Origin of the sequence: Mesorhizobium sp. WSM4307 (assembly GCF_007003945.1) — a bacterium.
Taxonomy (GTDB): Bacteria; Pseudomonadota; Alphaproteobacteria; order Rhizobiales; family Rhizobiaceae; genus Mesorhizobium.
The window spans coordinates 295,824-320,659 of sequence record NZ_VFTB01000006.1 but is presented as its reverse complement, the minus strand read 5'-3'; the positions used below and the strand labels follow the sequence as shown (position 1 = coordinate 320,659).

Here is a 24,836-nt window from a genome sequence, read left to right as displayed (position 1 = left end):
ATCCACCGCGGCGGATCGCCGAGCGCGCGTAAGATCGCGCGGAGGCAGGTGGTCACCGCCCCGGGGGGCGGTAGTTACCGCCGGGATCAGATGGCCTTGAATGCCAGCACCGCGTTGGTGCCGCCGAAAGCAAAACCGTTGCTGATCGCGGCGCGCACCTTGCGCTCGCGCGCGACATTGGGCGTCACGTCGAGATCGCAATCGGGATCGGGTTCGCGGTAATTCGCGGTCGGCGGCACGACGCCTTCGCGGATCGCCATGACGCAGGCGATCATCTCCAGCCCGCCCGAAGCGCCCAGGCAATGGGCGTGCATCGACTTGGTCGAGGAGACCGACAGCGAGCGCGCGTGCTCGCCGAAGACGCGCTTGATCGCGTTGGTCTCGATCTGGTCGTTGGCCTTGGTGCCGGTGCCGTGCGCGTTGAGATAATCGATGTCTTCGGGATTGAGCCCTGCATCGGCGAGACAGAAGCGCATCGCCGCTTCCGGTCCCTCGATGGTCGGGGCGACGATGTCGGAGGCATCGGCCGAAAGGCCGGCGCCGGCGATTTCGGCGAGGATGGTGGCGCCACGCGCCATGGCGTGATCGTAGCTTTCCAGAACCGCCATGCCGGCGCCTTCGCCCAGCACCAGGCCCTGGCGGTCGGCCGAGAACGGCCGGCAGGTGTCGGGCGACAGCACGCGCAATGCCTCCCAGCCCTTGAGCACGCCCCAGACCAGCGGCGCTTCGGTGCCGCCGGCCACCATGACGTCGGCGCGGCCGAGCCTGATCTGGTCGACCGCCGAGGCGATGGCGTGGTTGGCCGACGAGCAGGCCGACGTGACGCCGAAGACCGGTCCGCGCAGGCCAAGGTGCATGCTGACCTGGCCGGAGGCCGCGCCCGGCATGACCCTGGGCACGGTGAAGATGCCGGCGCGATTCTTGCCCTCGATCAGAATGGCGCGATAGTTCTCCTCGACGGTCTCGAAGCCGCATACGCCGACGCCGACAATGGTTCCCATGCGATAGGTGTTGTCGGCATGCGGGGCCAGGCCGGACTGGTGCATGGCCTCCTTCGCAGCGATAACCGCCAGCAGACTGAAACGGTCCATCGACACCAGCTGCTTGCGCTCGATGCCGTGATCGGGCAGCGCCTTGATCTCGCAGCCGGTCTTGACCTTCAGGTCATGCAGGAAGGGATTGTCGATCGGGCCGATGGCCGAACGGCCGGCCCGCATTTCAGCCCAGATCGACTGCGCATCGACGCCTAGGCCGCACAGCCCGCCAATGCCGGTAATGACGACGCGTTTCAGCATTCGGTCAGGCTTTTTTCGCGATCAGCGCGCGAACGGCCTCGACCATGTCGCCAACATTCTTCAGATTGCTCCAGGCATCGACCGTGTTCATCTCGATCTCGATGCCATACTGCTCCTCGAGGTCGAAGATGATCTCCGTCAGCTCCAGCGAATGGATGCCGAGCGACGTCAATTCGGTGCTGGTGGTGATTTCTTCACCGCCCGGCTCGGCATGGGCCTTGATCTTTTCGATGATGTCCGTTGCCAGCTGGTCAGCCATTCGGTTTCTTCCCCACTTTGTCGTTTCTCGACGCCAACTGAACAGCGCCTTCTGTCCTCGATATCAGGCCGCGATCGTCGCCTTCTACCCCCGCCAAGCATCGCCTGACCGTATCGAGGTGGCTCCCTCTATAGAAACGGAAACGCCATCAAGCAACAAGCTATATATCGACAAAACCGCCGCAGTGCTTAACCTGACGGCGTGGATACGATCGAATATACGAAGTTTTCGGCCTCTTTGGCCCAGCGCGCCGCGGGCCTGGCGCAGCTGGGTTGCGCCAGCGCCGGCGGCCGCACGCGCCTGCGGCGCCTCTATCAGGACGGTTCCGCCAAGATAAGGCTGCCGGCCGTTTCGGCCGACCCGCTGGAGGCGGTGCTGATCAACACCGCCGGCGGACTGACCGGCGGCGACCGCATCGGCTGGGATGTGGATGTCGGCGCCAATGCCTCGGCGTCGATAACGACCCAGGCTTGCGAAAAGGTCTACCGCGCCGCATCCGACCAAGCAGAGGTGCGGGTCAAGCTGACGGTCGGCGAGAACGCCCGCATCGCCTGGCTGCCGCAGGAGACCATCGTCTTCGACCGGGCGGCCTTTGCCCGCACATTGGACGTCGAACTCGCCGGGGGGGCCGAGGCGCTGGTGCTGGAAGCCACCGTCTTCGGCCGCCTGGCCATGGGCGAACGCGCCGCGCAAGGCACTTTCCGTGACCGTTGGCGCGTTCGCCAGGATGGTTTGCTCATCCATGCCGAGGATTTCCGCATCGGACCCGATATCACTGGTGCCCTGGCACGTCCGGCGGCCACCGGCGGCGCGATCGCCGTGGCGACGCTGCTGCTGGTGTCGCCGCGAGCCGGGGCCTTTCTCGACCCGGTCCGTGAGATCATCGGCGACCAGGGCGGCGCCAGCGCCTGGGGGGTGCAGGCATCTGGCAAGCTTCTTGCGAGGCTTTACGCCGGGGACGGCTACCAACTGCGCCAGCGGCTGGTTCCGCTCGTCGGATTGCTCAATGGAAGGGCGGGACTGCCCAAATTATGGTCACTGTGATTCTGGAAAACGCATGAACCTGACGCCGAGGGAAAAAGACAAGCTGCTGATCGCCATGGCGGCGATCGTGGCACGCAAGCGGCTGGAGCGCGGCGTCAAGCTGAACCATCCGGAAGCGATAGCGCTGATCACCGATTTCGTCGTCGAAGGCGCACGCGACGGCCGCCCGGTGGCCGAACTGATGGAGGCCGGCGCCCATGTCGTCACCCGCACGCAGGTGATGGAAGGGATCGCCGAGATGATCCATGACGTGCAGGTGGAAGCGACCTTCCCCGACGGCACCAAGCTGGTGACCGTGCACGAACCCATCAGGTGAGGAGACCGAGATGCTCGATTTGCGCCCAAACTGCGAGTGCTGCGACAAGGACCTGCCGCCGGAGGCGACGGATGCGCTGATTTGCACCTTCGAATGCACCTTCTGCGCCGATTGCGTGGAAAACGTGCTGGGCGGCGTCTGCCCCAATTGCGGCGGCAATTTTTCCGCCCGGCCGATCCGCCCGGCAGTGAAGCTGGAAAAATATCCTGCGTCGACCAAGCGCGTCCTCAAGGCCGAGGGCTGCGGCCCGCGCAAGGCAGCGTGACTGCTGAATCGCAAACGAAAGGCAAGTAGAATGATCCGTGCCAAACGCCTGTGCCTCGCGGCGATCCTGCTCATGGCCGCCGCCATGCCGGCCTATGCCCATGTCGGCATCGGCACCCCCTCCTCCTTCACGGCCGGCTTCATGCATCCCTTGTCCGGCCTCGATCATGTAACCGTGATGATCGCCGTCGGCCTGTGGGCGGCCATCAAGGGCGGCAGGGCCATCTGGGCGTGGCCGGCGGCCTTTGTCGGCGTGATGCTTGCCGGCGCGGCGCTCGGCATGGCGCATGTGCCGGTGCCGTTCGTCGAGCCGGGCATACTGGCCTCCGTCGTGGCGCTCGGCCTGCTGGTGGCGCTGGCGGTCGATCTGCCGGTCTCGGCCGGCGTCGCCATTATCGGCCTGTTCGCGCTGTTCCACGGCCACGCCCACGGCACCGAAGTCCCGGAAAATGCCGGCGGGCTCGAATATACGGCCGGCTTTGCCGTCGCCACGGTGCTGCTCCATGCCGTTGGCATCGCCGCCGGAATGAGCCTTGGCATGAGGTTCCGTGGTCTGGCTCGTGCCGCGGGAGCGGCTTGGGCTACGATCGGTCTTGGTCTTGCCTTCGGCCTCGTGTGACATCAGATGATCCCCGGCGAAATCATCCCCGTCCCAGGCGACATCGAGCTCAACAAGGGCCTGCCGACCGTCACCCTGAAAGTCGCCAACAGCGGCGACCGGCCGATCCAGGTCGGCAGCCACTACCATTTCTTCGAAACCAATGAGGGGCTGAAATTCGACCGTGAACGGGCGCGCGGCATGCGCCTCGACATCGCCGCCGGAACCGCCATGCGCTTCGAGCCGGGACAGGAACGCGACGTCACGCTGGTACCGCTCGGCGGCAAGCGCGAGGTCTTTGGATTCCAGCAGAAGGTGATGGGCAAGCTGTGAGTTCTGTGGCGTCTCGCGCTTGGCCTTCGAAGACCGCGAACGGCGTTTGGGCAAGCCTGAAAGCAAATCGTGCTTTCGGCTCAGTCCGACGGCTTGGCGGCCGCATAGATGACGATCTTTCCCGGATCGTCGAACGCGACGGCAAGAACGTCCTGCGCAGCCAAGCGCCGCGAATCGATTGCATTGAAGAGCAGGGCGTTCGCCTCGATCTCCTTGCGCAATTCGGCGACATCATCCTTGTGCTGCCGCACCTTGTTCTCGATGACCGGCGGCGGGCCGCCTTCGCTGCGCGCCGCGTCGGTCAGGAACACGATATCGACCTTGTCGAGCTTGGAGGTCTTGCGCACCGTGCCGATGTTTTCGCGCGTGCGGTCGATCGCCGAACTGACTTTTCCGATTTCTGCCGTTGTCTTGGCCTGTTCCTCGTTGACCTGCGAGCCGACGATCCGGTCGACGGTCTCCGGGCTTTCACGGCCCTGCGCATTCAGCGCGGCCTGGGGAAGGCTCGCTGCCAGAAACGCGGCCGCCGCAATGGCATGCGGCCATCGGGCATCGGGCGAGGTGGTGGAGGTCATCGTTCGCTTTCGCAATCTGTTTCAACAATCAGGAAGCGAAACGACTCCAGCCTTGCCATGGTTCCCCTCGCAATACGGCCGGCGGACCGGGTACCGGCCCGCCGCGCCGTGTCGTCAGCTGGCCTTCTTGGTGATCAGGGTCAGTGCGCCGTTTGGTTCCATGCTGGCAGCGACCACCTGCGCCGAGGTAATTCCCTTGGCCTGGAGGGCGGACTTCACCTTGGGGGTGGCGTCGATCGAGCTGCGCAATTTCTGCAGGCCGGCGTCACCGCGCTGGGCGATCACCTGATTGACCTGCGTCTGGGTGTCCTTCGGCAGCTCGGTGATGTCGACAATGTTGACGCTCTGGATCGCCGGCGCGGCCTGCTGACCGCCGGGGGCGGGAGTCGTCGCCTTGGGGGCAGGCGTGGCCGGAGCGGGCTGCTGCTGGGCACTGGCGGCACCGGCCAGCATCAGGCTGGCGGCGGCTGCAAGAATTATCGTTTTGCGCATGGATTTTCCTTCCATCGATTTGGCAAACGGTCGTTTTGGGGTGACCTGCCAACCTCAACCGCCAAATGGGATCAGAAGGTGTCACTCAGCGGGTCATTGCGTGACCATTGGATGGCGACAATGTGCAGCCCAGCCTCAACCACACCGCATTTCGGGAGCAATCGCTGATGGCCAGAATCTCGCGTGCCGCCTACGCCCAGATGTATGGGCCGACTGTCGGCGACAAGGTCAGGCTGGCCGACACCGAACTCTTCATCGAGGTCGAAAAGGACCTCACCATTCACGGTGAGGAAGTAAAATTCGGCGGCGGCAAGGTGATCCGCGACGGCATGGGGCAGAGCCAGGTATCCCGCGCCCAGGGCGCGGTCGACACCGTCATCACCAACGCCTTGGTGATCGACGCCAGCGCCGGCATCTTCAAGGCCGATATCGGCCTCAGGGACGGCCGCATTGCGGCGATCGGCAAGGCCGGCAATCCAGACACGCAAGACGGCGTCACCATCATCATCGGCCCCGGCACCGAAATCATCGCCGGCGAGGGCAAGATCCTGACCGCCGGCGGCTTCGACGCGCATATCCACTTCATCTGCCCGCAGCAGATCGAGGAAGCGCTGATGAGCGGCATCACCACAATGCTGGGCGGCGGCACCGGGCCGGCGCATGGCACGCTCGCCACCACCTGCACGCCGGGGCCATGGCACATGGCGCGCATGATCCAGTCCTTCGACGCCTTCCCGATGAATATCGGCCTGTCGGGCAAGGGCAACGCCTCGCTGCCGGCGGCGCTGGAGGAAATGGTGCTGGGCGGCGCCTGCTCGCTGAAGCTGCATGAGGACTGGGGCACGACGCCGGCAGCGATCGATTGCTGCCTGTCGGTGGCTGACGATTACGACGTGCAGGTGATGATCCACACCGACACGCTGAACGAATCCGGCTTCGTCGAAAACACGGTGGCGGCGATCAAGGGCCGCACCATCCACGCCTTCCACACCGAGGGCGCGGGCGGCGGCCATGCGCCCGACATCATCAAGGTCTGCGGCTTGCCCAATGTGATCCCGTCCTCGACCAATCCGACAAGGCCCTACACGGTCAACACGCTGGCCGAGCATCTCGACATGCTGATGGTCTGCCATCATCTGTCGCCGTCGATTCCCGAGGATATCGCCTTTGCCGAAAGCCGCATCCGCAAGGAGACGATCGCCGCCGAGGATATCCTGCACGACATTGGCGCCTTCTCGATCATCTCGTCGGACAGCCAGGCCATGGGCCGCGTCGGCGAGGTGGCGATCCGCACCTGGCAGACCGCCGACAAGATGAAGCGCCAGCGCGGCTCGCTGCCGCAGGAGACCGGCGACAACGACAATTTCCGCGTCCGCCGCTACATCGCCAAATACACCATCAATCCGGCCATCGCGCATGGGCTGTCGAAAGACATCGGCTCGATCGCCGTCGGCAAGCGTGCCGACCTGGTGCTGTGGAACCCGGCCTTCTTCGGTGTGAAGCCGGAGATGGTGCTGATCGGCGGCATGATCGCCGCCGCCCCGATGGGCGACCCCAACGCCTCGATCCCGACCCCGCAGCCGATGCACTACCGGCCGATGTTCGGCGCCTATGGCAAGGCCAGGACCAACTCGTCGGTGACCTTCGTTTCCAAGGCGGCACTCGAGTCGGGGCTGCATGGCCGGCTTGGCGTCGAAAAACAGTTCGTCGCCGTGGAAAACACCCGTGGCGGCATCGGCAAGCATTCCATGGTGCTCAACGACGCCACGCCGCATGTCGAAGTCGATCCGGAAACCTACGAAGTGCGCGCCGATGGCGAGTTGCTGACCTGCGAGCCGGCGACGGTGCTGCCGATGGCGCAGCGGTATTTTCTGTTCTGAGGTCGGCCGGCCAAATTCCGTTGCGGCTGGTAGGCATAGGCCGCAATATGCGGTCTAGCAGAAACCCATCGTGATCAGGCATGGCCACCGAAATCGCCTCTCCCCACGACATCTTCCCGCATATCCGCATCGTCATGGGCATGGTGATCGGGCTTGGTGTCGCCCGCCTGCTGTCGGGGGTGGCGCGCATCGTCCAGCATCCCGGCCAATACCGGCTCTATCCCGTGCATCTGGCCTGGGTCGCCTCGGTGCTTCTGATGCTGGTGCATTTCTGGTGGTGGGAGTTCGGGCTCTACGCCATCGAGACCTGGACCTTCGGCAAATACCTGTTCATCATCTTCTACGCGATCACGCTGTTCCTGCTGTGTGCGCTGCTGTTTCCCGATTCGATGCTGGACTACACCAGCTACGAGGATTTCTTCTATTCGCGCCGGGGCTGGTTCTTCGGCCTGCTGGCGGCGACCTATCTGCTCGATGTGGTCGATACGCTGCTGAAAGGGCCTGAGCATTTTGCCCGCTTCGGCAACGAATATCTGTTCCGCACGCCGGTCTTCGTGGCATTGTGCATCGCGGCGATCCTGGTGCGCGACCGCCGCTTCCACATCGCCTTCGTCGCGGCAGCGCTGATCTACCAGATATCGTTCATCCTGCGGCTCTTCGACACGATCGTATGACTGTAGCGGATGGTCTAGAGTCCAGGAAAAGACAGGATCCCAGCATGTACAAGGCCGTCGGATCACGCGGATCCCGGGTCAGCCGCGTTCTCTGGATGCTCGAGGAGCTCGGGCAGCCCTATGAATTCGTCGAAGTCAGACTGCGCTCGCCGGAAGCCTATGCGCTCAACCCGTCGGGCAAGGTGCCGGTCCTCATCGACGGCGAGCTGACGGTGACGGATTTGGCGGCGATCTGCGTCTATCTCGCCGACAAGCACGCTAACAAAGGCATGGGCGCCAGCCCCGGAGTCGCCGGCCGTGCCGAGATGGATTCCTGGATGCATTTTGCCCAGAGCGAGTTCGAGGCGCCGCTGTGGAACAAATTGCGCCACCGCTTCCTGCTGCCGAAGGAGGTACGCGTCGATGTCGGCCCGGCGGCGGCGTACGATTTCGCCTCGGAAGCCAAGGCACTGGACCGCCGGCTCGGCGACAAGCCGTTTGCGCTGGGCGACCGGTTTTCCGCGGTCGACGTGCTGCTCGGCGACATGGGCAACTGGGCGCGCGCCGGAAAATTCCCGATCGAGTCCGACCGCGTCAACGCCTATTTCGACCGGGTGCTTTCGCGCCCAGCCCGCGCACGGGCGCAGGCCAACGGAGGCTCCATGAAATGAAGCTCAACCTCAACACCGACTTCACCAAATTCCCGCGCGCCGTCTCGGTGCTGGCCGCGGGCGAGGCGGGCGCGGCGCCGGCGTTTGCCAAGGCTGTGCTTGCGCATGACGAGCGGCATCTGCGCCGCCGCGCCATCGAACTGTCCGACGGCAGCAAGGTGCTGGTCGACCTGCCCGAACCCGTCGCCCTGAACGATAGCGACCGGCTGGTGCTGGAGGATGGCCGCCATGTCGAGATCATCGCGGCGCCGGAAGAGGTCTACGATATCCGCGCCCGCGACGGCGTGCATCTGACCGAGCTGGCCTGGCATATCGGCAACCGTCACCTCGCGGCAGGCATCGAGGCGGATCGCATCGTCATCCTGCGCGACCATGTCATCAAGGCAATGCTGGAAGGGCTCGGCGCCACGGTGCGCGAGGTCTCCGAACCATTCAAGCCGGTGCGCGGCGCTTATTCCGGCGGGCATGATCACGGGCACGCGCATGCGCACAGCCATGCGGAGGCCCATTCGCACGCGCACAGCGAATCGCATTCGCACGCGCACAGCCATTCCCACGACGACCATCATCACCACGACCATGACTGACGGGCCTTCGAGCATCGCCCTGTTGCGGCTGATGGCGTGGCTGTCGCCGGCCTTTCCGGTTGGCGGCTTTGCCTACAGCCACGGTCTCGAACGGGCGGTGCACGACGGGCTGGTGATCGATGCCGGGAGCCTGGGCGACTGGCTGGAAACGCTGGTCGAGATGGGCTCGGGCTGGAACGATGCCGTGCTGTTTTCCGAGAGCTGGCGCCGCGCCCGCAACGCCGGCGATCTCGACGAAGTGGCCGCATTGGCCGAGGCGCTCGCCGGCTCGCGGGAACGCCATGCCGAGACCATGCTGCAAGGCGCGGCCTTCCTCAAAGCGGCCGTGGCCTGGCCCAATCCGGTGCTGGAGCGCATGCCCGCCGAATGCGCCTACTGCATCGCCGTCGGCGCCATTGCCGGCGGCAATGAAATTGCACTGCACGACGCGCTGTCCGCCTTCCTGCAGGCCTTCTTCTCCAATCTCGTCCAGGCGGCGATCAGGCTCGGTGTCATCGGCCAGAGCGAAGCCACCACGCTGCTGGCCGGCTTCGAGCCGTTGGCGCTCTCGACCGCCGACCGCGCGTCCGGTTCGACATTGGACGATCTCGGCGGCTGCGCCTTCGTCTCCGACATCATGGCGATGCGGCACGAAACCCAGTATTCGCGGCTGTTCCGTTCATGATCGTCCTCGCCTTCGCGCTTTCATTCGTCCTGCTGCTGATCACGGCACTGCACGTCTATTGGGGCATTGGCGGCATCTGGCCGGGCAGGGATGCGGCCTCCTGCGCCCGCGCGGTCGTCGGCTTTCGCGGCGTCGAGGACATGCCGACGCCGTTTGCCAGTTTCGCCGTTGCCGCCTGTCTCGGCCTGGCGACGCTCTGGCCGCTGGCGCTCATCGGCTTCTTTGCCTCGCCTTTCCCGAGGGAGGGCCTTGCCACCACCTCGCTGCTCATCGGGCTGGTGTTCCTGGGACGCGGCATTGCCGGCTTCACGCCGTGGTGGCGGCGCCTGGCGCCCGAACAGCCTTTCGCGCGGCTCGATGTGCGTTACTATTCGCCGCTGTGCCTGTTGATCGGGCTCGGCTTCGCAATCCTTGCCATCATGGAGTTCCCGACATGACCCAAGCCAACGGTCCCCTTCGCATCGGTATTGGCGGCCCTGTCGGCTCCGGCAAGACGACGCTCACCGAAAAACTCTGCAAGGCGCTGCGCGACGAGTTCTCCATCGCCGTCGTCACCAACGACATCTACACCAGGGAAGACGCCATGATGCTGGCCCGGCTGCAGGCGCTGCCGGAAGACCGCATCGTCGGCGTCGAGACCGGCGGCTGCCCGCACACCGCCATTCGCGAGGACGCGTCGATCAATCTGCAGGCGATCGCCGAGCTCAACCGGAAATTCCCCGATCTCGACATCATCTTCATCGAATCCGGCGGCGACAATCTTGCCGCCACCTTCTCGCCGGATCTCGCGGATCTGACGCTCTATGTCATCTCGGTCTGCCAGGGCGAGGAAATCCCAAGGAAAGGCGGACCGGCGATCACCCGTTCCGATTTCCTGATCATCAACAAGAGCGATCTGGCGCCCTATGTGAACGTCAACCTCGACGTGATGGAGAGCGACGCCGCCCGCATGCGCGGCAAGCGGCCGTTCGGCTTTACCGATCTGTCGCGCGGCAAAGGCTTGCGGGAGGTCATCGATTTCATCGTCGAGCATGGCGGGCTGAGGGTTGGCACCGCCACCAGCACGGCGGCCTGACAGGCATCAGCTCCCCTGCACCAACCGAAACCCGTTGCGGGCAGCAGTCGGTCGCGGCATTCTCGCCAAAACCGGAGGATTTCGATGAGCATCGCCCGCCTGCAGAAGGAAACGCTGACCAACCTGCCCTTCTACGAAGAGCGCGTCGATCTCGCCTGTGCCTTTCGCTGGACGGCGCGGCTCAACATGCACGAGGCGGTGGCCAACCATTTCTCGCTGGCGGTCAATGAAAACGGCACGCAGTTCCTGATGAATCCCAACCAGGTGCATTTCTCGCGCATCAAGGCGAGCGACATGTTGATTATCGACGCCAACGATCCGAACACGCTGTCGGGCCCCAACGCGCCCGACCCGACGGCCTGGGGCCTGCACGGCGCCATTCACCGCAACGTGCCGCACGCGCGCTGCGTCATGCATGTGCATTCGATCCATGCCACCGTGCTGGCCTCGCTGGCCGATTCGACATTGCCGCCGATCGACCAGAATTCGGCGATGTTCTTCAACCGCCATGTCGTCGACGCGCATTATGGCGGGCTGGCTTTCGAAGAAGAGGGCGAGAGGTGCTCGCAGCTTCTCACCGACCCCAAGGTCAAGGTCATGGTGATGGGCAATCACGGCGTGCTGGTGATCGGCGACACCGTCGCCGATGCCTTCAACCGCATGTTCTATTTCGAGCGCGCTGCCGAGACCTATATCAAGGCGCTGTGGACCGGCCGGCCGCTGCGCACGCTGTCCGACGCCATTGCCGAGAAGACGGCGAGCGAAATGGATGATTATCCGGGCCAGGCCGAGCGCCATCTCGCCGAGTTGAAGGCCATCCTCGACGAGGAAGAGCCGGTCTACCGGAACTAGAGCCCGAGCTGAGCCCGCAATTCCTCGGCGCTGTTGATGACGATGGCGCCGGGCGGTCCTCCCATCGGCTTTTCCGGCCAGAAGATCGTCTTCATGCCCGCCGCCAGTCCCGCCATGGCGCCGGGCCAGCTGTCGTCGACCGCCACGGCGTGCGCGGGATCGACATCGGCCAGGTACGCGGCGCGCAGGAACGGTTCGGCGTGCGGCTTGCCATCACGCACATCGTTGCGGCTGATCGTTTTCATGCCTGGATAGAAGAGGCCGACCATGCGCAGATTGGCGTCGACGATCATCCGGTCCGAATTCGAGACCACCGCTTGCTGCACGCCAAGCGCGCGCAATTCATTGAAGACTTCTATGGCGCCAGGTCGCGGTTTCAGCCCCTCCACCAGCGGCAGATAGTGCTCGTATTTGTGCATGATCCAGTCGTCGAAGGGAAGATCGAGGCCGAACTCGTCGCGCATCATTTCGTAGACCGGCCAGGCGGCAACGCCGAGCACCCGCTCATGAAGGTCGGCGGGCGGCTTGAGGCCAGCATTGCGCATTGCCGCCACAAGGGCTGCCTCGTGCAGCGGCTCGCTGTCGACCAGCGTGCCGTCCATGTCCCAGAAAACCGCCTTCGGTGTCATGCAGCGCTCCTTTTGCGATCCCCTTAAAGGGTTTGCGCCGGGAGATAAACCGTCGCGATCACAGAAGGCGACTGCCGCCGGAAGCGAAGCCACCCTGCTTTGCGCGTCGCGATGGCGTAAGCGAGAAAATCCCGGCCGTGCGCGCCAAACAATTGCCCTTCAGATTGACAATTGCGCAAGAAGCCGTTCCCTGCGAAACTGGGAGCGGACCGCTCCTGTGAGCAGCGGTTTGCGGAGGCAGGACGTGAATACCCGGCAGGATGGCGGCAGCAACAGGCTGGACGACGCGGCGCGCGCCGGCTGGCTTTACTATGTCGCCGGCAACACACAGGACCAGATCGCCGCCACGCTCGGCATCTCGCGGCAGACGGCGCAGCGGCTGGTGTCGCTCGCGGTGTCGGAAGGCCTGATCAAGGTCCGCGTCGATCATCCGATCGCCAACTGCCTGGACCTTGCCGCCCGGCTCAAATCGCGCTTCGCGCTCGACCTGGTCGAAGTGGTGCCGAGTGATCCCAATTCATCCTCCACCACCATCGGCATCGCCGAGGCGGCGGCGGCCGAGATCGAGCGGCGGCTGCGCTCTCCGACGCCGATCGTCATGGGCATCGGCACAGGGCGCACGCTGAAGGCGGCGATCGAGCAATTGCCGCCGATGGAATGCCCGCAGCACAAGGTGGTGTCCTTGACCGGCAACATTTCGCCTGACGGTTCGGCCGCCTTCTACAACGTCATCTTCACCATGGCCGACCGGGTCAAGGCGCGTTCGTTCCCGATGCCGCTGCCGGTCATCGCCTCGTCGCCGCAGGAGCGCGAGATGCTGCTCAACCAGCCGATGATCCAGCCGACGCTGGCGCTTGCGGCGGAAGCCGATGTCACCTTCATCGGCATCGGCGACCTCGGGCCGAAGGCGCCTCTCTACGAGGACGGCTTCATTTCCGAAAGCGAGTTGAAGGCCTTGCAGAAGGCTGGCGGCATCGCCGAGATCGTCGGCTGGGTGTTCGACAGGGAAGGCCGCATGATCGAAGGCATCACCAACGACCGGGTGTCGTCGGCGTCGCTGCCGTCGCGCGAGAAATCGCTGGTCATCGCGCTGGCCATGGGCGAGCGCAAGCTGCCGGGCATCCTGGCGGCCGTGAATCGCCGGCTGGTCAACGGACTCATCACCGACGAACGGACGGCGACGGCTTTGCTGGCCAGCATCTGACCGGGAAGCGCTGCCGCCTCCCGGATGCGGCCGCGGACCCTCTGGCGATAAAGCCAGTAAGTCTATCTGTGCCGGCCGAAAGGGTCGTTGCCATCGAGGAAACCTAGGTCGCGCTGCAGATGCGGCGACAGGTCCCTGATATCGAGATGCGCCTTTTTTCTGATCGCGAACCAGCCGAATCCGTCCGCAAGCCACGAAATCCAGCGGTGATCGGGAGCGGGAGTGCATTTTTGCTGCGCCATGGTCATGATCGTCAACCTTCGCTATCCTGGACCCGAATGACGGGTTGACAGTAAATGTCGGTCTTGCGAGCCGGCTTTGCCAATCGAACGTCGATAAGGACCCATAAGGAGCCTTTATGCCGGATCTGAGCTCACCGCAGGTTTCGCAACTGCCGCCGCTTCAGGCGATCCGGGTGTTCGAAGCGGTGGCGCGGCAGCTTTCCTTCACCAAGGCCGCCGTGGAACTCGCCATGACACAGGCCGCCGTCAGCTATCAGATCAAGGTGCTGGAAGAGCGCGTCGGGGCGCCGCTGTTCCTGCGCCGTCCGCGGCAGATCGAGCTGACCGAAGCCGGCCAAAGGCTGGCGCCGGCGGTCAGTGAGGCCTTTGCCATTCTCAGCCAGGCCTATGCCGCCGCGCGCGGCGGCGCGGACGGGCTGCTGTGTGTCACCACCGTGCTGACCTTTGCCTCGAACTGGCTGGCGCATCATCTGGGCTCGTTCCAGATGGCTCATCCAGCACTTGCCGTGCGGCTCGAAACATCGAGCCGGCTGACGGATTTCGCCCGCGAGGATGTCGATCTCGCCATCCGCTCGGGCAGCGGCAAATGGCCGGGGCTAGAAGCCCACAAGCTGCTCGACGCCGATTTCACGCCGATGCTGAGCCCGAAGCTCGCGGCGAGCATCGGCGGCGTCAAGGAGCCGGCCGACCTGTTGCGGCTGCCGATCCTCGATCCGGGCGATGTCTGGTGGACGCAATGGTTCGAGACGGCCGGCGTGCATGCGCATGATCTTGCCAAGCGACCCGGCAGCAGCATGGGCGCGCAGGCCTATGAGGCCAATGCGGCCATCGCGGGCCATGGCGTGGCGATCCTGACCCGGGCGCTGTTCAAGGCGGAACTTGCCGACGGCCGCCTGATCCAGCCCTTCGACCTGGTTGGCGATGACGGCCACGCCTACTGGCTGGTCTATCCCGAAGCACGCCGCAACGTGCCGAAGATCCGCGCCTTCCGCGACTGGCTGCTGGCCGAGATCGCCTGCTGAGAGGCGCTTTTCTCCCGATCCAATCCTCCAGGCCTCCCTGTCCCGCCGCCTGATGTCGGGCGCGGGTGCGGCGCCCGTCGTCCGTCCATCGGCAGGTCCGGTGCTGCGCTGCAGCATCGAATCCGGCTTGACATAATTCACGGCAAGTGAGTAATTGCTCACAGCCAAGGCAAATGCTCATCTTGGTTCATGGGAGGAATTTGATGAAACTGCGCACGCTCACCCTGGGCTTGTTGTCGGCCAGCGCTCTCGCTTTTGCCGCACATGCCGAATCCATCACCATCGCCACGGTCAACAATGGCGATATGGTCCGCATGCAGAAGCTGACCGACGACTTCACCAAGGCCAACCCCGACATCCAGCTCAACTGGGTCACTCTCGAAGAGAACGTGCTGCGCGAGCGCGTCACCACCGACATCGCCACCAAGGGCGGCCAGTATGACGTGATGACCATCGGCACCTACGAGGTTCCGATCTGGGCCAAGCAGAGCTGGCTGCTGCCGCTCGACAAGCTCGGCGACGACTATGATGTCAAGGACATCATCCCGGCCATCGCCGGCGGTCTTTCGGTCGATGGCAAGCTCTACGCCGCGCCCTTCTACGGCGAAAGCTCCTTCGTCATGTACCGCAAGGACCTGATGGAGAAAGCCGGACTGAAGATGCCCGACGCGCCGACCTGGGACTTCATCAAGCAGGCCGCCGACAAGATGACCGACCGCGCCAATGGCGTGAACGGCGTGTGCCTGCGCGGCAAGGCCGGCTGGGGCGAGAACATGGCCTTCCTGACCGCCATGTCGAACTCCTTCGGCGCCCGCTGGTTCGACGAGAACTGGAAGCCGCAATTCGACCAGCCCGAGTGGAAGAAGACCTTGCAGTTCTATGTCGACCTGATGAAGGCCGACGGTCCCGAGGGCGCGTCCTCCAACGGCTTCAACGAAAACCTGGCACTGTTCCAGCAGGGCAAGTGCGGCATGTGGATCGACGCCACCGTCGCGGCCTCCTTCGTATCCGATCCCAAGGCATCCCAGGTCGCGGACAAGGTCGGCTATGCCCTGGCGCCCGACAATGGCCTCGGCAAGCGCGGCAACTGGCTGTGGGCATGGTCGCTCGCCATTCCGGCCGGCACCAAGAAGGCTGACGCCGCCGAGAAGTTCGTGTCGTGGGCGACCAGCAAGCACTATGCCGAGCTCGTCGCTTCGAAGGAAGGCTGGGCCAACGTTCCTCCGGGCACGCGCTCCTCGCTCTATGCCAATGCCGAGTACCAGAAGGCGGCTCCGTTCGCCAAGATGACGCTGGACTCCATCAACGCCGCCGACCCGACGCATCCGACCGTCAAGCCGGTGCCCTATGTCGGCGTCCAGTTCGTCGCCATCCCTGAATTCCAGGGCCTTGGCACCACGGTCGGCCAGCTCTTCTCGGCGGCGCTTGCCGGCCAGTCGAGCGTCGACGATGCGCTGAAGCAGGCCCAGGACGCGGCAACCGCGGCGATGACCGAAGGCGGGTATATCAAGTAAGGCTCCTCCCGGTGCCGAATGCCGGTTGCCTCCTCGACCGGCAACGGCCGCCCGAGTTCCCAGCTCGGGCGGCCGCCTTCAACGCCTCTGAAAATTCCAGTCTGACCATTGAAGGGTGACCGTCATGGCTACTCAGCAGACCCGTTCGCTTGCCCGTTTCATGATGGCACCATCCGTCGTGCTGCTGTTCGTCTGGATGATCGTGCCGCTGGTCATCACCATCTGGTTCTCCTTCCAGCAGTACAATCCGCTCAACCCGATCCGCGACGGGTTCGTCGGCTTCTCCAATTACGCGCTGTTTTATTCCAACCCGGCCTTCCTGCAGTCGATCCTCAACACCTTGATCCTGGTGATCAGCGTGCTGCTGATCACGGTGATCGGCGGCATCCTCTTGGCGCTGTTGATCGACCAGCCTATGTGGGGACAGGGCATCGTGCGCATCCTCGTCATCTCGCCGTTCTTCGTCATGCCGCCGGTGGCCGCGCTGGTCTGGAAGAACATGATCATGCACCCGCAATATGGGGTGTTCGCCGACATAGCGCGCTTCTTCGGGGCGCAACCGATCGACTGGTTCGGGCAGCATCCCATGACGGCGATCATCATCATCGTCGCCTGGCAGTGGCTGCCTTTCGCGACGCTGATCCTGTTGACCGCGCTGCAGTCGCTCGACGGCGAACAGAAGGAAGCCGCCGAAATGGACGGCGCCGGCTTCATCAGCCGCTTCATCTATCTGACGCTGCCGCACATGTCGCGCGCCATCACCGTCGTCATCCTGATCCAGACGATCTTCCTGCTCTCGGTCTATGCCGAGATCCTCGTCACCACCAATGGCGGCCCCGGCTACGCCTCCACCAACCTGCCCTTCCTCGTCTACCAGAAGGCGCTGCTGGAGTTCAAAATCGGCCAGGCATCCGCAGGCGGTGTGATCGCCGTCATTCTCGCCAACATCGTCGCCTTCTTCGCCATGCGCGCGGTCGGCAAGAACCTCGACAAGTAAGGGAGGACAAGATGGCCCGTGCAGTCACCACCCAGCACAAGACGATCGCGACGGTAGCCGCCTGGATCGTCGCCCTGCTGATCTTCTTCCCGATCCTCTACACGATCATCACCTCGTTCAAGTCGGAACAGGAGGCGATCCAGGGCTTCGCGCTGATCCCGTCGGGAACTTTCGAGAGCTATACCGAGGTTCAGGCGCAGAGCGGCTATTTCAAGTTCTTCTTCAATTCGGTGCTGCTCTCGGTTGGATCGACCGTCCTGGCCCTGCTGGTCGCCATTCCGGCGGCATGGTCGATGGCGTTCTCGCCGACCAAGCGGACCAAGGACATTTTGATGTGGATGCTGTCCACCAAGATGATGCCGGCGGTCGCGGTGCTGTTCCCGATCTACCTGATCTTCCGCGACACCGGCCTGCTCGACAGCCGCATCGGCCTGATGGTCATGCTGATGCTGATCAACCTGCCGATCGTGGTGTGGATGCTCTACACCTATTTCCGCGAAATCCCCGGCGAGATCCTGGAAGCGGCGCGCATGGACGGCGCCTCGCTGTGGAACGAGATCATCTATGTGCTGACCCCGATGGCGGTGCCCGGCATTGCCTCGACCATGCTCTTGAACATCATCCTGGCCTGGAACGAGGCGTTCTGGACGATCCGCCTGACCACCACGGAGGCAGCGCCGCTGACTGCCTTCATCAGTTCGTTCTCCAGCCCGCAAGGCCTGTTCTGGGCCAAGCTTTCGGCGGCCTCGACGCTGGCGATCGCGCCGATCCTGATCATGGGCTGGTTCAGCCAGAAGCAGTTGGTGCGCGGCCTGACCTTTGGCGCCGTGAAGTAAGCCGTGGCGTAACGTGACGCTCAAGAACGTCGGACAATAACCCCTCGGGGAGGAAACCATGGGAAACATCACGCTCAAGAACGTCTCCAAATCGTTCGGGTCGACGGTCATCATTCCGGGCATTGACCTGGTGATCGAGAATGGCGAGTTCGTCGTCTTCGTCGGCCCGTCCGGTTGCGGCAAGTCCACGCTGCTGCGGCTGATCGCCGGGCTGGAGGACACCAGCGGCGGCACCATCAACATCGACGGCCGCGACGTCACCGGCGAGGCGCCGGCCAAGCGCAAGCTCGCCATGGTGTTCCAGTCCTACGCGCTCTACCCGCATATGACGGTGGCCAAGAACATCGCCTTCCCGCTGAAGATGGCGGGCGAGGACCAGGCTACCATCGACCGGAAGGTGAAGGACGCGGCGCGCGTCCTGAACCTCACCAACTATCTCGAACGCCGGCCCGGCCAGCTCTCCGGCGGCCAGCGCCAGCGCGTCGCCATCGGCCGCGCCATCGTGCGCCAACCCTCGGCCTTCCTGTTCGACGAGCCGCTGTCCAACCTCGATGCCGCCCTGCGCGGCACGATGCGGCTGGAGATCAGCGAACTGCACCATCAGCTCAAGACGACCATGATCTACGTCACCCACGACCAGGTCGAGGCGATGACCATGGCCGACAAGATCGTCGTGCTGAATGCCGGCAATATCGAGCAGGTCGGCTCGCCGATGGAGCTCTACAAGACGCCGCGCAATTTGTTCGTCGCCGGCTTCATCGGCTCGCCGAAGATGAACCTGGTCGAGGGCGCTCCGGCCGCCAAATATAGCGCCAAGACCATCGGCATCCGCCCCGAGCACATGCAGATTTCGACCACGGCGGGCGAATGGAAGGCCACCGTCGGCGTTGCCGAGCATCTGGGCTCCGACACGTTCCTGCATGTCCAGACCGACGGCGTCGGTCCGCTGACGGTGCGCGCCGACGGCGAGCTGGCCGTGCATCATGGCGACACCATCTACCTCACGCCCGACAAGGCCAAGCTGCATCGCTTCGGCCCCGACGGCAAGGCGATGGCGACGTGAGGCTGAAAGGCAAATCGGCGCTGATCACGGGATCGGCGCGTGGTATCGGCAAGGCCTTCGCCGAAGCCTATGCACGCGAAGGCGCTGTCGTTGCCATTGCCGATATCGATCTCGAGGCTGCGCAAAAGACGGCGGCAGAGATCGGCGACAAGGCCTATGCGGTCAAACTCGATGTCACGGACCAGGCCTCCATCGACGCCGCCGTGAAGGCGGTCGAGACGAGGACCGGCGGCCTCGACATACTGATCAACAACGCCGCTTTGTTCGACCTGGCGCCGATCGTCGAGATTTCGCGGGCGAGCTATGAAAAACTGTTCTCCGTCAATGTGGCAGGCACGCTGTTCATGCTGCAGGCGGCCGCCCGCTCGATGATCGCGCGGGGCAAGGGCGGCAGGATCATCAACATGGCGAGCCAGGCCGGACGGCGCGGCGAGCCGCTGGTCGGCGTCTACTGCGCCACCAAGGCCGCCGTCATTTCGCTGACCCAGTCGGCCGGGCTCGACCTGATCAGGCACCGCATCAACGTCAATGGCATCGCGCCCGGGGTCGTGGACAGCGACATGTGGGATCAGGTCGATGCCCTGTTTGCCAAATACGAGAACCGGCCGAAGGGCGAGAAGAAGCGGCTTGTTGGCGAAGGGGTGCCTTACGGCCGGATGGGCAGGCCGGAGGACCTCGCCGGCATGGCCGTCTTCCTGGCCAGCGACGAGGCCGAATACATCGTCGCCCAGACCTACAATGTCGATGGCGGCCAGTGGATGAGTTGAGAGGGGCGGCCTCTGCTTCTCGTCCCGCCGCGAGGAGCAGAGGCCGATATCCGAGGCCCCCATCGGCCTCATAAGGCATTTGCCGTCCCTTACCCTCTCCAGAGAGGACGGGAGGGGCGGAGTAACGAGGCCGAAGCCGGCCAAAGGGTAAAACAGATGACCGTGAAACTCTCGTCTTCAAACCTCGCCAGCCTGCCCGGCAATGTTGCCGTTCCGAAATACGACCGCTCGAAGCTCAAGGCTGGCATCGTGCATTTCGGCGTCGGCAATTTCCATCGCTCGCACCAGGCGGTCTATCTCGACGATCTGTTCAATTCAGGTGTCGGCCATGACTGGGCGCTGGTCGGCGCCGGCGTGTTCGAGGGCGAGAAGATCGGGCGCGGCAAGCTCGAAGAGCAGGACTGGCTGACCACGGTGGTCGAGCAGGATGAAGGCCATATGAGCGCCCGCGTTACCGGCGCCATGATCGACTTCCTGATGCCCGGCGATGCGGCCGGCATCATCGAACGGCTGGCCGACCCGGCGATCAAGATCGTTTCGCTGACCATCACCGAAGGCGGCTATTTCATCGACCCGGCGTCGGGCGTCTTCAACCCGGCCCATCCGGATATCGTCGCCGACGCGCAGCCGGGCGCGACGCCGAAAACCGTGTTCGGCATCATCCTGGCCGGACTGCTGCGCCGGCGCGACAAGGGCACCGTGCCGTTTACCGTGATGTCCTGCGACAACATCCCCCATAATGGCCATGTCACCTCTGACGGCGTCATCGGCCTGGCGCGGCTGATCGACGAGGATCTGGCCAGTTGGGTGAGCAGCAACGTCGCCTTTCCAAACGGCATGGTGGACCGCATCACGCCGGCCACCACCGACCGGGAGCGCGGCATACTGGCCGAGGATTTCGGCGTCGAGGACGCCTGGCCGGTGTTCTGCGAACCGTTCCGGCAATGGGTGCTGGAAGACCGCTTCACCGATGGCCGGCCGCCGCTGGAAAAGGTCGACGTACAGTTCGTCAGGGATGTCGCCCCCTACGAATTGATGAAGATCCGCATCCTCAATGGCGGCCACGCCACGATCGCCTATCCGGCCGGGTTGATGGATATCCATTTCGTCCATGAGGCGATGCAGGAGCCGCTGGTGCGCGGCTTTCTCGACAAGCTCGAGCATGACGAGATCATCCCGACCGTGCCGCCGGTGCCGGACACAGTGCTGGAGGACTATTACCAGCTCATCGAGAAACGCTTCTCCAACCCCAAGATCGGCGACACCATCCGCCGGCTCTGCCTCGACGGCTCCAACCGTCAGCCGAAATTCATCATCCCGACCATCGCCGACCGCTTGAAGGCCGGAAAAGGCGTCGCCGGCCTGGCGCTGGAATCGGCGCTGTGGTGCCGCTACTGCTTCGGCACGTCAGACAGCGGCGCCGTCATCGAACCCAACGACCCGAGCTGGGACCGGCTGCAGGCGACGGCAAAGGCGGCAAAGGAGGCGCCCGCCGCCTGGCTCGCCATGGAGGACATCTATGGCGATGTCGGCCGCGCCAAGGCATTCGTCGAGGCCTTCGGCCATGCGCTCAACGTGCTGTGGGCGAATGGCGCGCGCGCCACACTGACCCGCTACATCGCCGGCGAGCTCTGAGAGCCATCAGCCATCATGACGCCTGAACTGGTCATCTTCGACTGCGATGGCGTTCTGGTCGACAGCGAGGCGCTCTCCGTCTCGGCGCTGCTCGGCATGATCGAACGTGCCGGCGGCACTGTCAGCGAGGACGCTGCCTACGAGCATTTCCTCGGCAAGAGCGTGAAAAGCGTGCGCGAGATCCTTGCCAGCGACTTCGGCCTGGAGATCAGCGATCAGCATCTGACCGCCATGCGTGTCGACCTGATGCGAAAGTTCCGCGAGGAGCTCAAGCCGATCCCCGGCGTCAGGGAGATGTTGCCGAAGCTCGGCCTGCCGTTCTGCGTCGCCTCTTCAGGCACGCTGGAGCGCGTCCGCTATGCGCTCGACGTTACCGGTCTGCTCGGGTTGATGGAGCCGCATCTGTTCAGCGCCGCCATGGTCGCCAAAGGAAAGCCGGCGCCCGACCTTTTCCTGCACGCCGCCGCCAGCATGCAGGCACATCCGCGCAAATGCCTCGTCATCGAGGACAGTCCGGCCGGCGTCGCGGCGGCGCGCGCGGCCGGCATGCGCGTCCTTGCCTTCACCGGCGGTGCGCATGCCGGCAACCCCGCTTTGAAAGCGCGGCTTGCGTCGAGTGAACCGGACTTTATATTCGCTGACATGCTGCAATTGCCCGATCTGATTGCAGGCCTGGGAGCGAGAGTTAGAGCATCTTGACGAAACAGTTTGTTTGCGCGGTCGATGTCGGCACCGGGAGCGCTCGCGCGGGCATTCTCGATGCCAGTGGTACCTTGCTTGGCCGCGCCGATCGGCCAATCGCCATGAACCAGCCGAAGCCCGATCATGCCGAGCATGATTCGCGCGATATCTGGTCGGCGGTCTGCGCCGCCGTGCGTGCCGCCCGCGAAAAAGCCGGCGTCGCCGCGCAAGATATCGTCGGCATCTCCTTTGACGCCACCTGCTCGCTGGTCGTGCGCGACCGGCAAGGCAATCAGCTCAGCGTTTCGACCACCGGCGAGAAGCGCTGGGACACCATCGTCTGGCTCGACCACCGCGCCATCGCCGAAGCCGATGAATGCACGGCGAGCAGCCACGAGGTGCTCAACTATATTGGCGGCGTCATGTCGCCGGAGATGGCGACGCCAAAGCTGATGTGGCTGAAGCGCAATCTGCCAGATACGTGGAATGAAGCCGGCTATCTATTCGACCTGGCCGATTTCCTGACCTGGCAGGCGACCGGCTCGCTCGCTCGTTCGCAATGCACGCTGACGGCGAAGTGGACCTATCTGGCGCATGAAGGCACCGCGTGGCAGCGCGATTTCTTCGAGATCGTCGGCCTCGACGACCTTTTTGAGCACGGCAATCTGCCGGAGCGGGCCAGTCCAGTCGGCGCCGACATTGGTCCGCTGACGGCGCAAGCGGCGGCGGAGCTCGGCCTGACGCAAAGCTGCCGGGTCGGCGCCGGAGTCATCGACGCCTATGCCGGCGCGCTTGGCGTGCTCGGCGGCTTTGCCGGCGACGAGCAGGATATCAGCCGGCATCTGGCACTGATCGCCGGCACGTCGAGCTGCGTCATGGCGATGTCGCCCGACCCGCAACCTTTCGCCGGCGTCTGGGGGCCCTATTACGGCGCGGCGCTGCCGAAGCTGTGGCTGTCGGAAGGCGGCCAGTCGGCCACGGGCGCGCTGCTCGACCACATCATCCGCTGGCACGGCGCCGGCGGCGAGCCGGACGCCGCCATGCATGCCAAGATCGCCAAACGGGTCGCCGAACTGCGCGCCGCCGAGGGCGAGAACCTCGCCGCACGCCTGCATGTGCTGCCGGATTTTCACGGCAACCGCTCGCCGCTCGCCGACCCGCATGCCGTTGGCGTCGTCAGCGGGCTGACGCTGGATTCGTCCTTCGACAGCCTGTGCAAGCTCTACTGGCGCACCGCCGTCGGCATCGCGCTCGGCGTGCGCCATGTGCTGGAGGCGCTGAACGAGAACGGCTATCTGATCGACACGCTGCATGTCACCGGCGGCCACACCAAGAACCCGCTGCTGATGGAGCTCTACGCCGACGCCACCGGCTGCACGGTGGTCGAGCCGCTGGCCGACGAGGCGGTGCTGCTCGGCACCGGCATGGTCGCCGCCACCGCCGCCGGGCTCTTCCCCGACCTCAACGCCGCCTGCCTTGCCATGCAGCAAGGCGGCAAGAGGCGTGCCGCCAACCCGGCCGCCGGCGCCCGCTTCGATCGCGACTACCGTATCTTCCTGGAGATGCACCGCCAGCGCCAGGCGCTCGACGCCATCCGGTAGCCTTTGCCTACTGCTTGCGCAGCGACGCGCCTGACGTCGCGTCGAACAAATGGATGGCCTCTTCCTCGAATGTGTAGCGAACAGGGGCATTCAGTGCCGGGCATTCACGCGCCGGGACCAGCGCGCTGATCTCCTTGCCGCCGGAGCCGAATGTCACCAGCGCATCATTGCCGTGGAATTCGATGAGATCGGCCGTGCCTTGCAATATGCCGGCGGCGCCGGCCGTCTTCAGGTCCGGCGGCCGGATGCCCAGCACGGCGCGGTCGCCATGCCGCAGATGGAAACCCCGGCCCTCGATCGAAATTACCGTTCCGGCGCCGGTCAACGTCCAGCCATTGCCTGTGCGGCCGACCGTCACCTCGACGAAATTCATGTTCGGCGTACCGATGAAGCCGGCCACGAACATGTTGGCGGGGCGCAGATAGATTTCCGCCGGCGGGCCGATCTGCTCGATGACACCCTCTTTCAGCAGCACGATGCGGTCGGCGAGCGTCATCGCCTCCAGCTGGTCGTGGGTGACGTAGACGGTGGTGGTCTTCAGCGACTGGTGCAGGCGCGCGATCTCGACGCGCATGTGGTTGCGCAATTTGGCGTCGAGATTGGAAAGCGGCTCGTCGAACAGGAACACCTTTGGCGTCTTGATCATCGCACGGGCAATGGCGACGCGCTGCTGCTGGCCGCCGGAAAGCTCGGCCGGCTTGCGGCCGAGGTAAGGGTCAAGCCCGAGCGTCCTCGACACCGCGTCAACCCGCTTGCGGATCTCGGCCGCCGGCACCTTCTGGCGCCGCAGCCCGAAGGCGATGTTGTCGAAGATCGTCATGTGCGGATAGAGCGCGTAGTTCTGGAACACCATGGCGATGCCGCGGTCGCCTGGATCGAGATCGTTGACCACCTTGCCACCGATCGAGACCTCGCCGCCGCTGATGTCCTCCAGCCCCGCCAGCATGCGCAGCAAGGTCGACTTGCCGCAGCCGGACGGGCCGAGGAACACGACGAATTCGTGCTCTTCAATGCTGAGGTTGAGATCGCGGATGACCGTGGTGGCGCCATAGGCCTTGTCGACATGGGAGCAAACGATCGCGGACAT

General features: G+C 64.4%; 30 protein-coding genes. 23 read left to right on the top strand and 7 right to left on the bottom strand.

Going from position 1 to position 24,836, the window contains the following annotated elements:
- Positions 1-86: 86 nt before the first annotated feature.
- Together FJV83_RS16845 and FJV83_RS16840 are read right to left on the bottom strand one after the other, a co-directional pair.
- A complete protein-coding gene (locus tag FJV83_RS16845) occupies positions 87-1,295 on the bottom strand; it encodes a beta-ketoacyl-[acyl-carrier-protein] synthase family protein (RefSeq protein ID WP_095773192.1) in 1,209 nt (402 codons plus the stop codon).
- A 4-nt stretch (positions 1,296-1,299) separates the two neighbouring features.
- Positions 1,300-1,554, bottom strand: a complete 255-nt coding sequence (locus FJV83_RS16840) for an acyl carrier protein (protein WP_010912831.1) — start codon at positions 1,552-1,554, stop codon at positions 1,300-1,302.
- A 201-nt stretch (positions 1,555-1,755) separates the two neighbouring features.
- Between FJV83_RS16840 and FJV83_RS16835 the strand changes: the two genes are divergently transcribed.
- Genes FJV83_RS16835 through FJV83_RS16815 form a run of 5 tightly spaced genes read left to right on the top strand, consistent with a single transcriptional unit; the run spans position 1,756 to position 4,109 of the window.
- Positions 1,756-2,598: an urease accessory protein UreD gene (locus tag FJV83_RS16835; RefSeq protein ID WP_142885764.1), complete on the top strand. Its 843-nt coding sequence runs from the start codon at positions 1,756-1,758 to the stop codon at positions 2,596-2,598.
- 13 nt (positions 2,599-2,611) lie between these two features.
- Positions 2,612-2,914: an urease subunit gamma gene (locus FJV83_RS16830; protein WP_019862540.1), complete on the top strand. Its 303-nt coding sequence runs from the start codon at positions 2,612-2,614 to the stop codon at positions 2,912-2,914.
- A gap of 10 nt (positions 2,915-2,924) precedes the next feature.
- Positions 2,925-3,179 carry a DUF1272 domain-containing protein gene (locus FJV83_RS16825; RefSeq protein ID WP_142885765.1) on the top strand — a complete coding sequence of 85 codons (255 nt, stop codon included), beginning with the start codon at positions 2,925-2,927 and terminating at the stop codon, positions 3,177-3,179.
- Between the two features lie 30 nt (positions 3,180-3,209).
- A complete protein-coding gene (locus FJV83_RS16820; protein ID WP_142885766.1) occupies positions 3,210-3,797 on the top strand; it encodes a HupE/UreJ family protein in 588 nt (195 codons plus the stop codon).
- A gap of 6 nt (positions 3,798-3,803) precedes the next feature.
- Complete coding sequence (locus FJV83_RS16815) at positions 3,804-4,109, top strand: urease subunit beta (RefSeq protein ID WP_095773196.1); 306 nt, start codon at positions 3,804-3,806, stop codon at positions 4,107-4,109.
- Between the two features lie 80 nt (positions 4,110-4,189).
- On the opposite strand, the gene FJV83_RS16810 is transcribed toward FJV83_RS16815, so the two are convergent.
- Both FJV83_RS16810 and FJV83_RS16805 read right to left on the bottom strand, forming a co-directional pair.
- Positions 4,190-4,684: a hypothetical protein gene (locus FJV83_RS16810; RefSeq protein ID WP_095773197.1), complete on the bottom strand. Its 495-nt coding sequence runs from the start codon at positions 4,682-4,684 to the stop codon at positions 4,190-4,192.
- 114 nt (positions 4,685-4,798) lie between these two features.
- On the bottom strand, positions 4,799-5,176 hold the full coding sequence (locus FJV83_RS16805; RefSeq protein ID WP_095790549.1) for a hypothetical protein: 378 nt from the start codon (positions 5,174-5,176) through the stop codon (positions 4,799-4,801).
- A 164-nt stretch (positions 5,177-5,340) separates the two neighbouring features.
- On the opposite strand from FJV83_RS16805, the gene ureC reads away from it, so the two are divergent.
- The 8 genes from ureC (at position 5,341) to FJV83_RS16765 (ending at position 11,558) form a co-directional block, all read left to right on the top strand.
- Positions 5,341-7,056 (top strand): urease subunit alpha, encoded by a 1,716-nt coding sequence (gene ureC / locus FJV83_RS16800; protein ID WP_179296452.1) that lies wholly within the window; start codon positions 5,341-5,343, stop codon positions 7,054-7,056.
- Between the two features lie 80 nt (positions 7,057-7,136).
- The gene (locus FJV83_RS16795; RefSeq protein WP_095773198.1) at positions 7,137-7,730 is read left to right on the top strand and encodes a hypothetical protein; all 594 of its coding nucleotides are present in this window, start codon (positions 7,137-7,139) and stop codon (positions 7,728-7,730) included.
- 44 nt (positions 7,731-7,774) lie between these two features.
- On the top strand, positions 7,775-8,380 hold the full coding sequence (locus tag FJV83_RS16790; protein ID WP_142885767.1) for a glutathione S-transferase family protein: 606 nt from the start codon (positions 7,775-7,777) through the stop codon (positions 8,378-8,380).
- Complete coding sequence (ureE, locus tag FJV83_RS16785; protein WP_142885768.1) at positions 8,377-8,967, top strand: urease accessory protein UreE; 591 nt, start codon at positions 8,377-8,379, stop codon at positions 8,965-8,967. Before FJV83_RS16790 ends, ureE begins: the two co-directional genes overlap by 4 nt.
- Entirely contained in the window at positions 8,960-9,631 is a 672-nt protein-coding gene (locus tag FJV83_RS16780) for an urease accessory protein UreF (RefSeq protein WP_142885769.1), read from the top strand. Before ureE ends, FJV83_RS16780 begins: the two co-directional genes overlap by 8 nt.
- Positions 9,628-10,068 carry a DUF3995 domain-containing protein gene (locus FJV83_RS16775; protein WP_142885770.1) on the top strand — a complete coding sequence of 147 codons (441 nt, stop codon included), beginning with the start codon at positions 9,628-9,630 and terminating at the stop codon, positions 10,066-10,068. Before FJV83_RS16780 ends, FJV83_RS16775 begins: the two co-directional genes overlap by 4 nt.
- A complete protein-coding gene (ureG, locus tag FJV83_RS16770; protein ID WP_010912817.1) occupies positions 10,065-10,706 on the top strand; it encodes an urease accessory protein UreG in 642 nt (213 codons plus the stop codon). The genes FJV83_RS16775 and ureG overlap by 4 nt, the downstream gene beginning before the upstream one ends.
- Before the next feature lie 84 nt (positions 10,707-10,790).
- On the top strand, positions 10,791-11,558 hold the full coding sequence (locus FJV83_RS16765; RefSeq protein WP_142885771.1) for a class II aldolase and adducin N-terminal domain-containing protein: 768 nt from the start codon (positions 10,791-10,793) through the stop codon (positions 11,556-11,558).
- Here FJV83_RS16765 and FJV83_RS16760 read toward each other — a convergent pair.
- Positions 11,555-12,187, bottom strand: coding sequence for an HAD family phosphatase (locus FJV83_RS16760; protein ID WP_095790535.1), 633 nt, complete (start codon positions 12,185-12,187; stop codon positions 11,555-11,557). The two genes, FJV83_RS16765 and FJV83_RS16760, sit on opposite strands and share 4 nt — an antisense overlap.
- A 244-nt stretch (positions 12,188-12,431) precedes the next feature.
- Here FJV83_RS16760 and FJV83_RS16755 point away from each other — a divergent pair, with 244 nt between their 5' ends.
- Entirely contained in the window at positions 12,432-13,391 is a 960-nt protein-coding gene (locus tag FJV83_RS16755) for a sugar-binding transcriptional regulator (protein WP_010912814.1), read from the top strand.
- 62 nt (positions 13,392-13,453) lie between these two features.
- Here the strand turns inward: FJV83_RS16755 and FJV83_RS16750 are convergent, their stop codons facing one another.
- Positions 13,454-13,639 (bottom strand): hypothetical protein, encoded by a 186-nt coding sequence (locus FJV83_RS16750; RefSeq protein ID WP_095773430.1) that lies wholly within the window; start codon positions 13,637-13,639, stop codon positions 13,454-13,456.
- Between the two features lie 110 nt (positions 13,640-13,749).
- On the opposite strand from FJV83_RS16750, the gene gcvA reads away from it, so the two are divergent.
- The 9 genes from gcvA to FJV83_RS16705 all read left to right on the top strand — a co-directional run bounded on the left by gcvA (position 13,750) and on the right by FJV83_RS16705 (position 23,749).
- Positions 13,750-14,655 carry a transcriptional regulator GcvA gene (gene gcvA / locus FJV83_RS16745; RefSeq protein ID WP_095773205.1) on the top strand — a complete coding sequence of 302 codons (906 nt, stop codon included), beginning with the start codon at positions 13,750-13,752 and terminating at the stop codon, positions 14,653-14,655.
- Positions 14,656-14,858: 203 nt separating this feature from the next.
- The gene (locus FJV83_RS16740; protein WP_095773206.1) at positions 14,859-16,169 is read left to right on the top strand and encodes a sugar ABC transporter substrate-binding protein; all 1,311 of its coding nucleotides are present in this window, start codon (positions 14,859-14,861) and stop codon (positions 16,167-16,169) included.
- A 124-nt stretch (positions 16,170-16,293) separates the two neighbouring features.
- On the top strand, positions 16,294-17,166 hold the full coding sequence (locus FJV83_RS16735; RefSeq protein ID WP_027047618.1) for a sugar ABC transporter permease: 873 nt from the start codon (positions 16,294-16,296) through the stop codon (positions 17,164-17,166).
- Between the two features lie 11 nt (positions 17,167-17,177).
- Positions 17,178-18,002, top strand: coding sequence for a carbohydrate ABC transporter permease (locus FJV83_RS16730; RefSeq protein ID WP_019862521.1), 825 nt, complete (start codon positions 17,178-17,180; stop codon positions 18,000-18,002).
- 58 nt (positions 18,003-18,060) lie between these two features.
- On the top strand, positions 18,061-19,065 hold the full coding sequence (locus tag FJV83_RS16725; protein WP_095773207.1) for an ABC transporter ATP-binding protein: 1,005 nt from the start codon (positions 18,061-18,063) through the stop codon (positions 19,063-19,065).
- Complete coding sequence (locus tag FJV83_RS16720) at positions 19,062-19,832, top strand: L-iditol 2-dehydrogenase (RefSeq protein ID WP_142885772.1); 771 nt, start codon at positions 19,062-19,064, stop codon at positions 19,830-19,832. Before FJV83_RS16725 ends, FJV83_RS16720 begins: the two co-directional genes overlap by 4 nt.
- A gap of 156 nt (positions 19,833-19,988) precedes the next feature.
- Positions 19,989-21,467 (top strand): mannitol dehydrogenase family protein, encoded by a 1,479-nt coding sequence (locus FJV83_RS16715; protein ID WP_142885773.1) that lies wholly within the window; start codon positions 19,989-19,991, stop codon positions 21,465-21,467.
- Positions 21,468-21,482: 15 nt separating this feature from the next.
- Positions 21,483-22,166, top strand: coding sequence for an HAD-IA family hydrolase (locus FJV83_RS16710; RefSeq protein ID WP_142885774.1), 684 nt, complete (start codon positions 21,483-21,485; stop codon positions 22,164-22,166).
- Positions 22,163-23,749 carry an FGGY-family carbohydrate kinase gene (locus FJV83_RS16705; protein WP_095773211.1) on the top strand — a complete coding sequence of 529 codons (1,587 nt, stop codon included), beginning with the start codon at positions 22,163-22,165 and terminating at the stop codon, positions 23,747-23,749. The genes FJV83_RS16710 and FJV83_RS16705 overlap by 4 nt, the downstream gene beginning before the upstream one ends.
- Positions 23,750-23,756: 7 nt before the next feature.
- Here FJV83_RS16705 and ugpC read toward each other — a convergent pair whose 3' ends face one another.
- On the bottom strand, positions 23,757-24,836 hold the full coding sequence (gene ugpC / locus FJV83_RS16700) for a sn-glycerol-3-phosphate ABC transporter ATP-binding protein UgpC (RefSeq protein ID WP_142885775.1): 1,080 nt from the start codon (positions 24,834-24,836) through the stop codon (positions 23,757-23,759).

Bases quoted from the DNA above. Each gene is read 5' to 3' on its own strand.
- FJV83_RS16845 (WP_095773192.1), bottom strand. From the start codon at position 1,295: ATGCTGAAACGCGTCGTCATTACCGGCATTGGCGGGCTGTGCGGCCTA.
- FJV83_RS16840 (WP_010912831.1), bottom strand. From the start codon at position 1,554: ATGGCTGACCAGCTGGCAACGGACATCATCGAAAAGATCAAGGCCCAT.
- FJV83_RS16830 (WP_019862540.1), top strand. From the start codon at position 2,612: ATGAACCTGACGCCGAGGGAAAAAGACAAGCTGCTGATCGCCATGGCG.
- FJV83_RS16825 (WP_142885765.1), top strand. From the start codon at position 2,925: ATGCTCGATTTGCGCCCAAACTGCGAGTGCTGCGACAAGGACCTGCCG.
- FJV83_RS16820 (WP_142885766.1), top strand. From the start codon at position 3,210: ATGATCCGTGCCAAACGCCTGTGCCTCGCGGCGATCCTGCTCATGGCC.
- FJV83_RS16815 (WP_095773196.1), top strand. From the start codon at position 3,804: ATGATCCCCGGCGAAATCATCCCCGTCCCAGGCGACATCGAGCTCAAC.
- FJV83_RS16810 (WP_095773197.1), bottom strand. From the start codon at position 4,684: ATGACCTCCACCACCTCGCCCGATGCCCGATGGCCGCATGCCATTGCG.
- FJV83_RS16805 (WP_095790549.1), bottom strand. From the start codon at position 5,176: ATGCGCAAAACGATAATTCTTGCAGCCGCCGCCAGCCTGATGCTGGCC.
- FJV83_RS16795 (WP_095773198.1), top strand. From the start codon at position 7,137: ATGGCCACCGAAATCGCCTCTCCCCACGACATCTTCCCGCATATCCGC.
- FJV83_RS16790 (WP_142885767.1), top strand. From the start codon at position 7,775: ATGTACAAGGCCGTCGGATCACGCGGATCCCGGGTCAGCCGCGTTCTC.
- ureE (WP_142885768.1), top strand. From the start codon at position 8,377: ATGAAGCTCAACCTCAACACCGACTTCACCAAATTCCCGCGCGCCGTC.
- FJV83_RS16780 (WP_142885769.1), top strand. From the start codon at position 8,960: ATGACTGACGGGCCTTCGAGCATCGCCCTGTTGCGGCTGATGGCGTGG.
- FJV83_RS16775 (WP_142885770.1), top strand. From the start codon at position 9,628: ATGATCGTCCTCGCCTTCGCGCTTTCATTCGTCCTGCTGCTGATCACG.
- ureG (WP_010912817.1), top strand. From the start codon at position 10,065: ATGACCCAAGCCAACGGTCCCCTTCGCATCGGTATTGGCGGCCCTGTC.
- FJV83_RS16765 (WP_142885771.1), top strand. From the start codon at position 10,791: ATGAGCATCGCCCGCCTGCAGAAGGAAACGCTGACCAACCTGCCCTTC.
- FJV83_RS16760 (WP_095790535.1), bottom strand. From the start codon at position 12,187: ATGACACCGAAGGCGGTTTTCTGGGACATGGACGGCACGCTGGTCGAC.
- FJV83_RS16750 (WP_095773430.1), bottom strand. From the start codon at position 13,639: ATGACCATGGCGCAGCAAAAATGCACTCCCGCTCCCGATCACCGCTGG.
- gcvA (WP_095773205.1), top strand. From the start codon at position 13,750: ATGCCGGATCTGAGCTCACCGCAGGTTTCGCAACTGCCGCCGCTTCAG.
- FJV83_RS16740 (WP_095773206.1), top strand. From the start codon at position 14,859: ATGAAACTGCGCACGCTCACCCTGGGCTTGTTGTCGGCCAGCGCTCTC.
- FJV83_RS16735 (WP_027047618.1), top strand. From the start codon at position 16,294: ATGGCTACTCAGCAGACCCGTTCGCTTGCCCGTTTCATGATGGCACCA.
- FJV83_RS16730 (WP_019862521.1), top strand. From the start codon at position 17,178: ATGGCCCGTGCAGTCACCACCCAGCACAAGACGATCGCGACGGTAGCC.
- FJV83_RS16725 (WP_095773207.1), top strand. From the start codon at position 18,061: ATGGGAAACATCACGCTCAAGAACGTCTCCAAATCGTTCGGGTCGACG.
- FJV83_RS16715 (WP_142885773.1), top strand. From the start codon at position 19,989: ATGACCGTGAAACTCTCGTCTTCAAACCTCGCCAGCCTGCCCGGCAAT.
- FJV83_RS16710 (WP_142885774.1), top strand. From the start codon at position 21,483: ATGACGCCTGAACTGGTCATCTTCGACTGCGATGGCGTTCTGGTCGAC.
- ugpC (WP_142885775.1), bottom strand. From the start codon at position 24,836: ATGTCCGCGATCGTTTGCTCCCATGTCGACAAGGCCTATGGCGCCACC.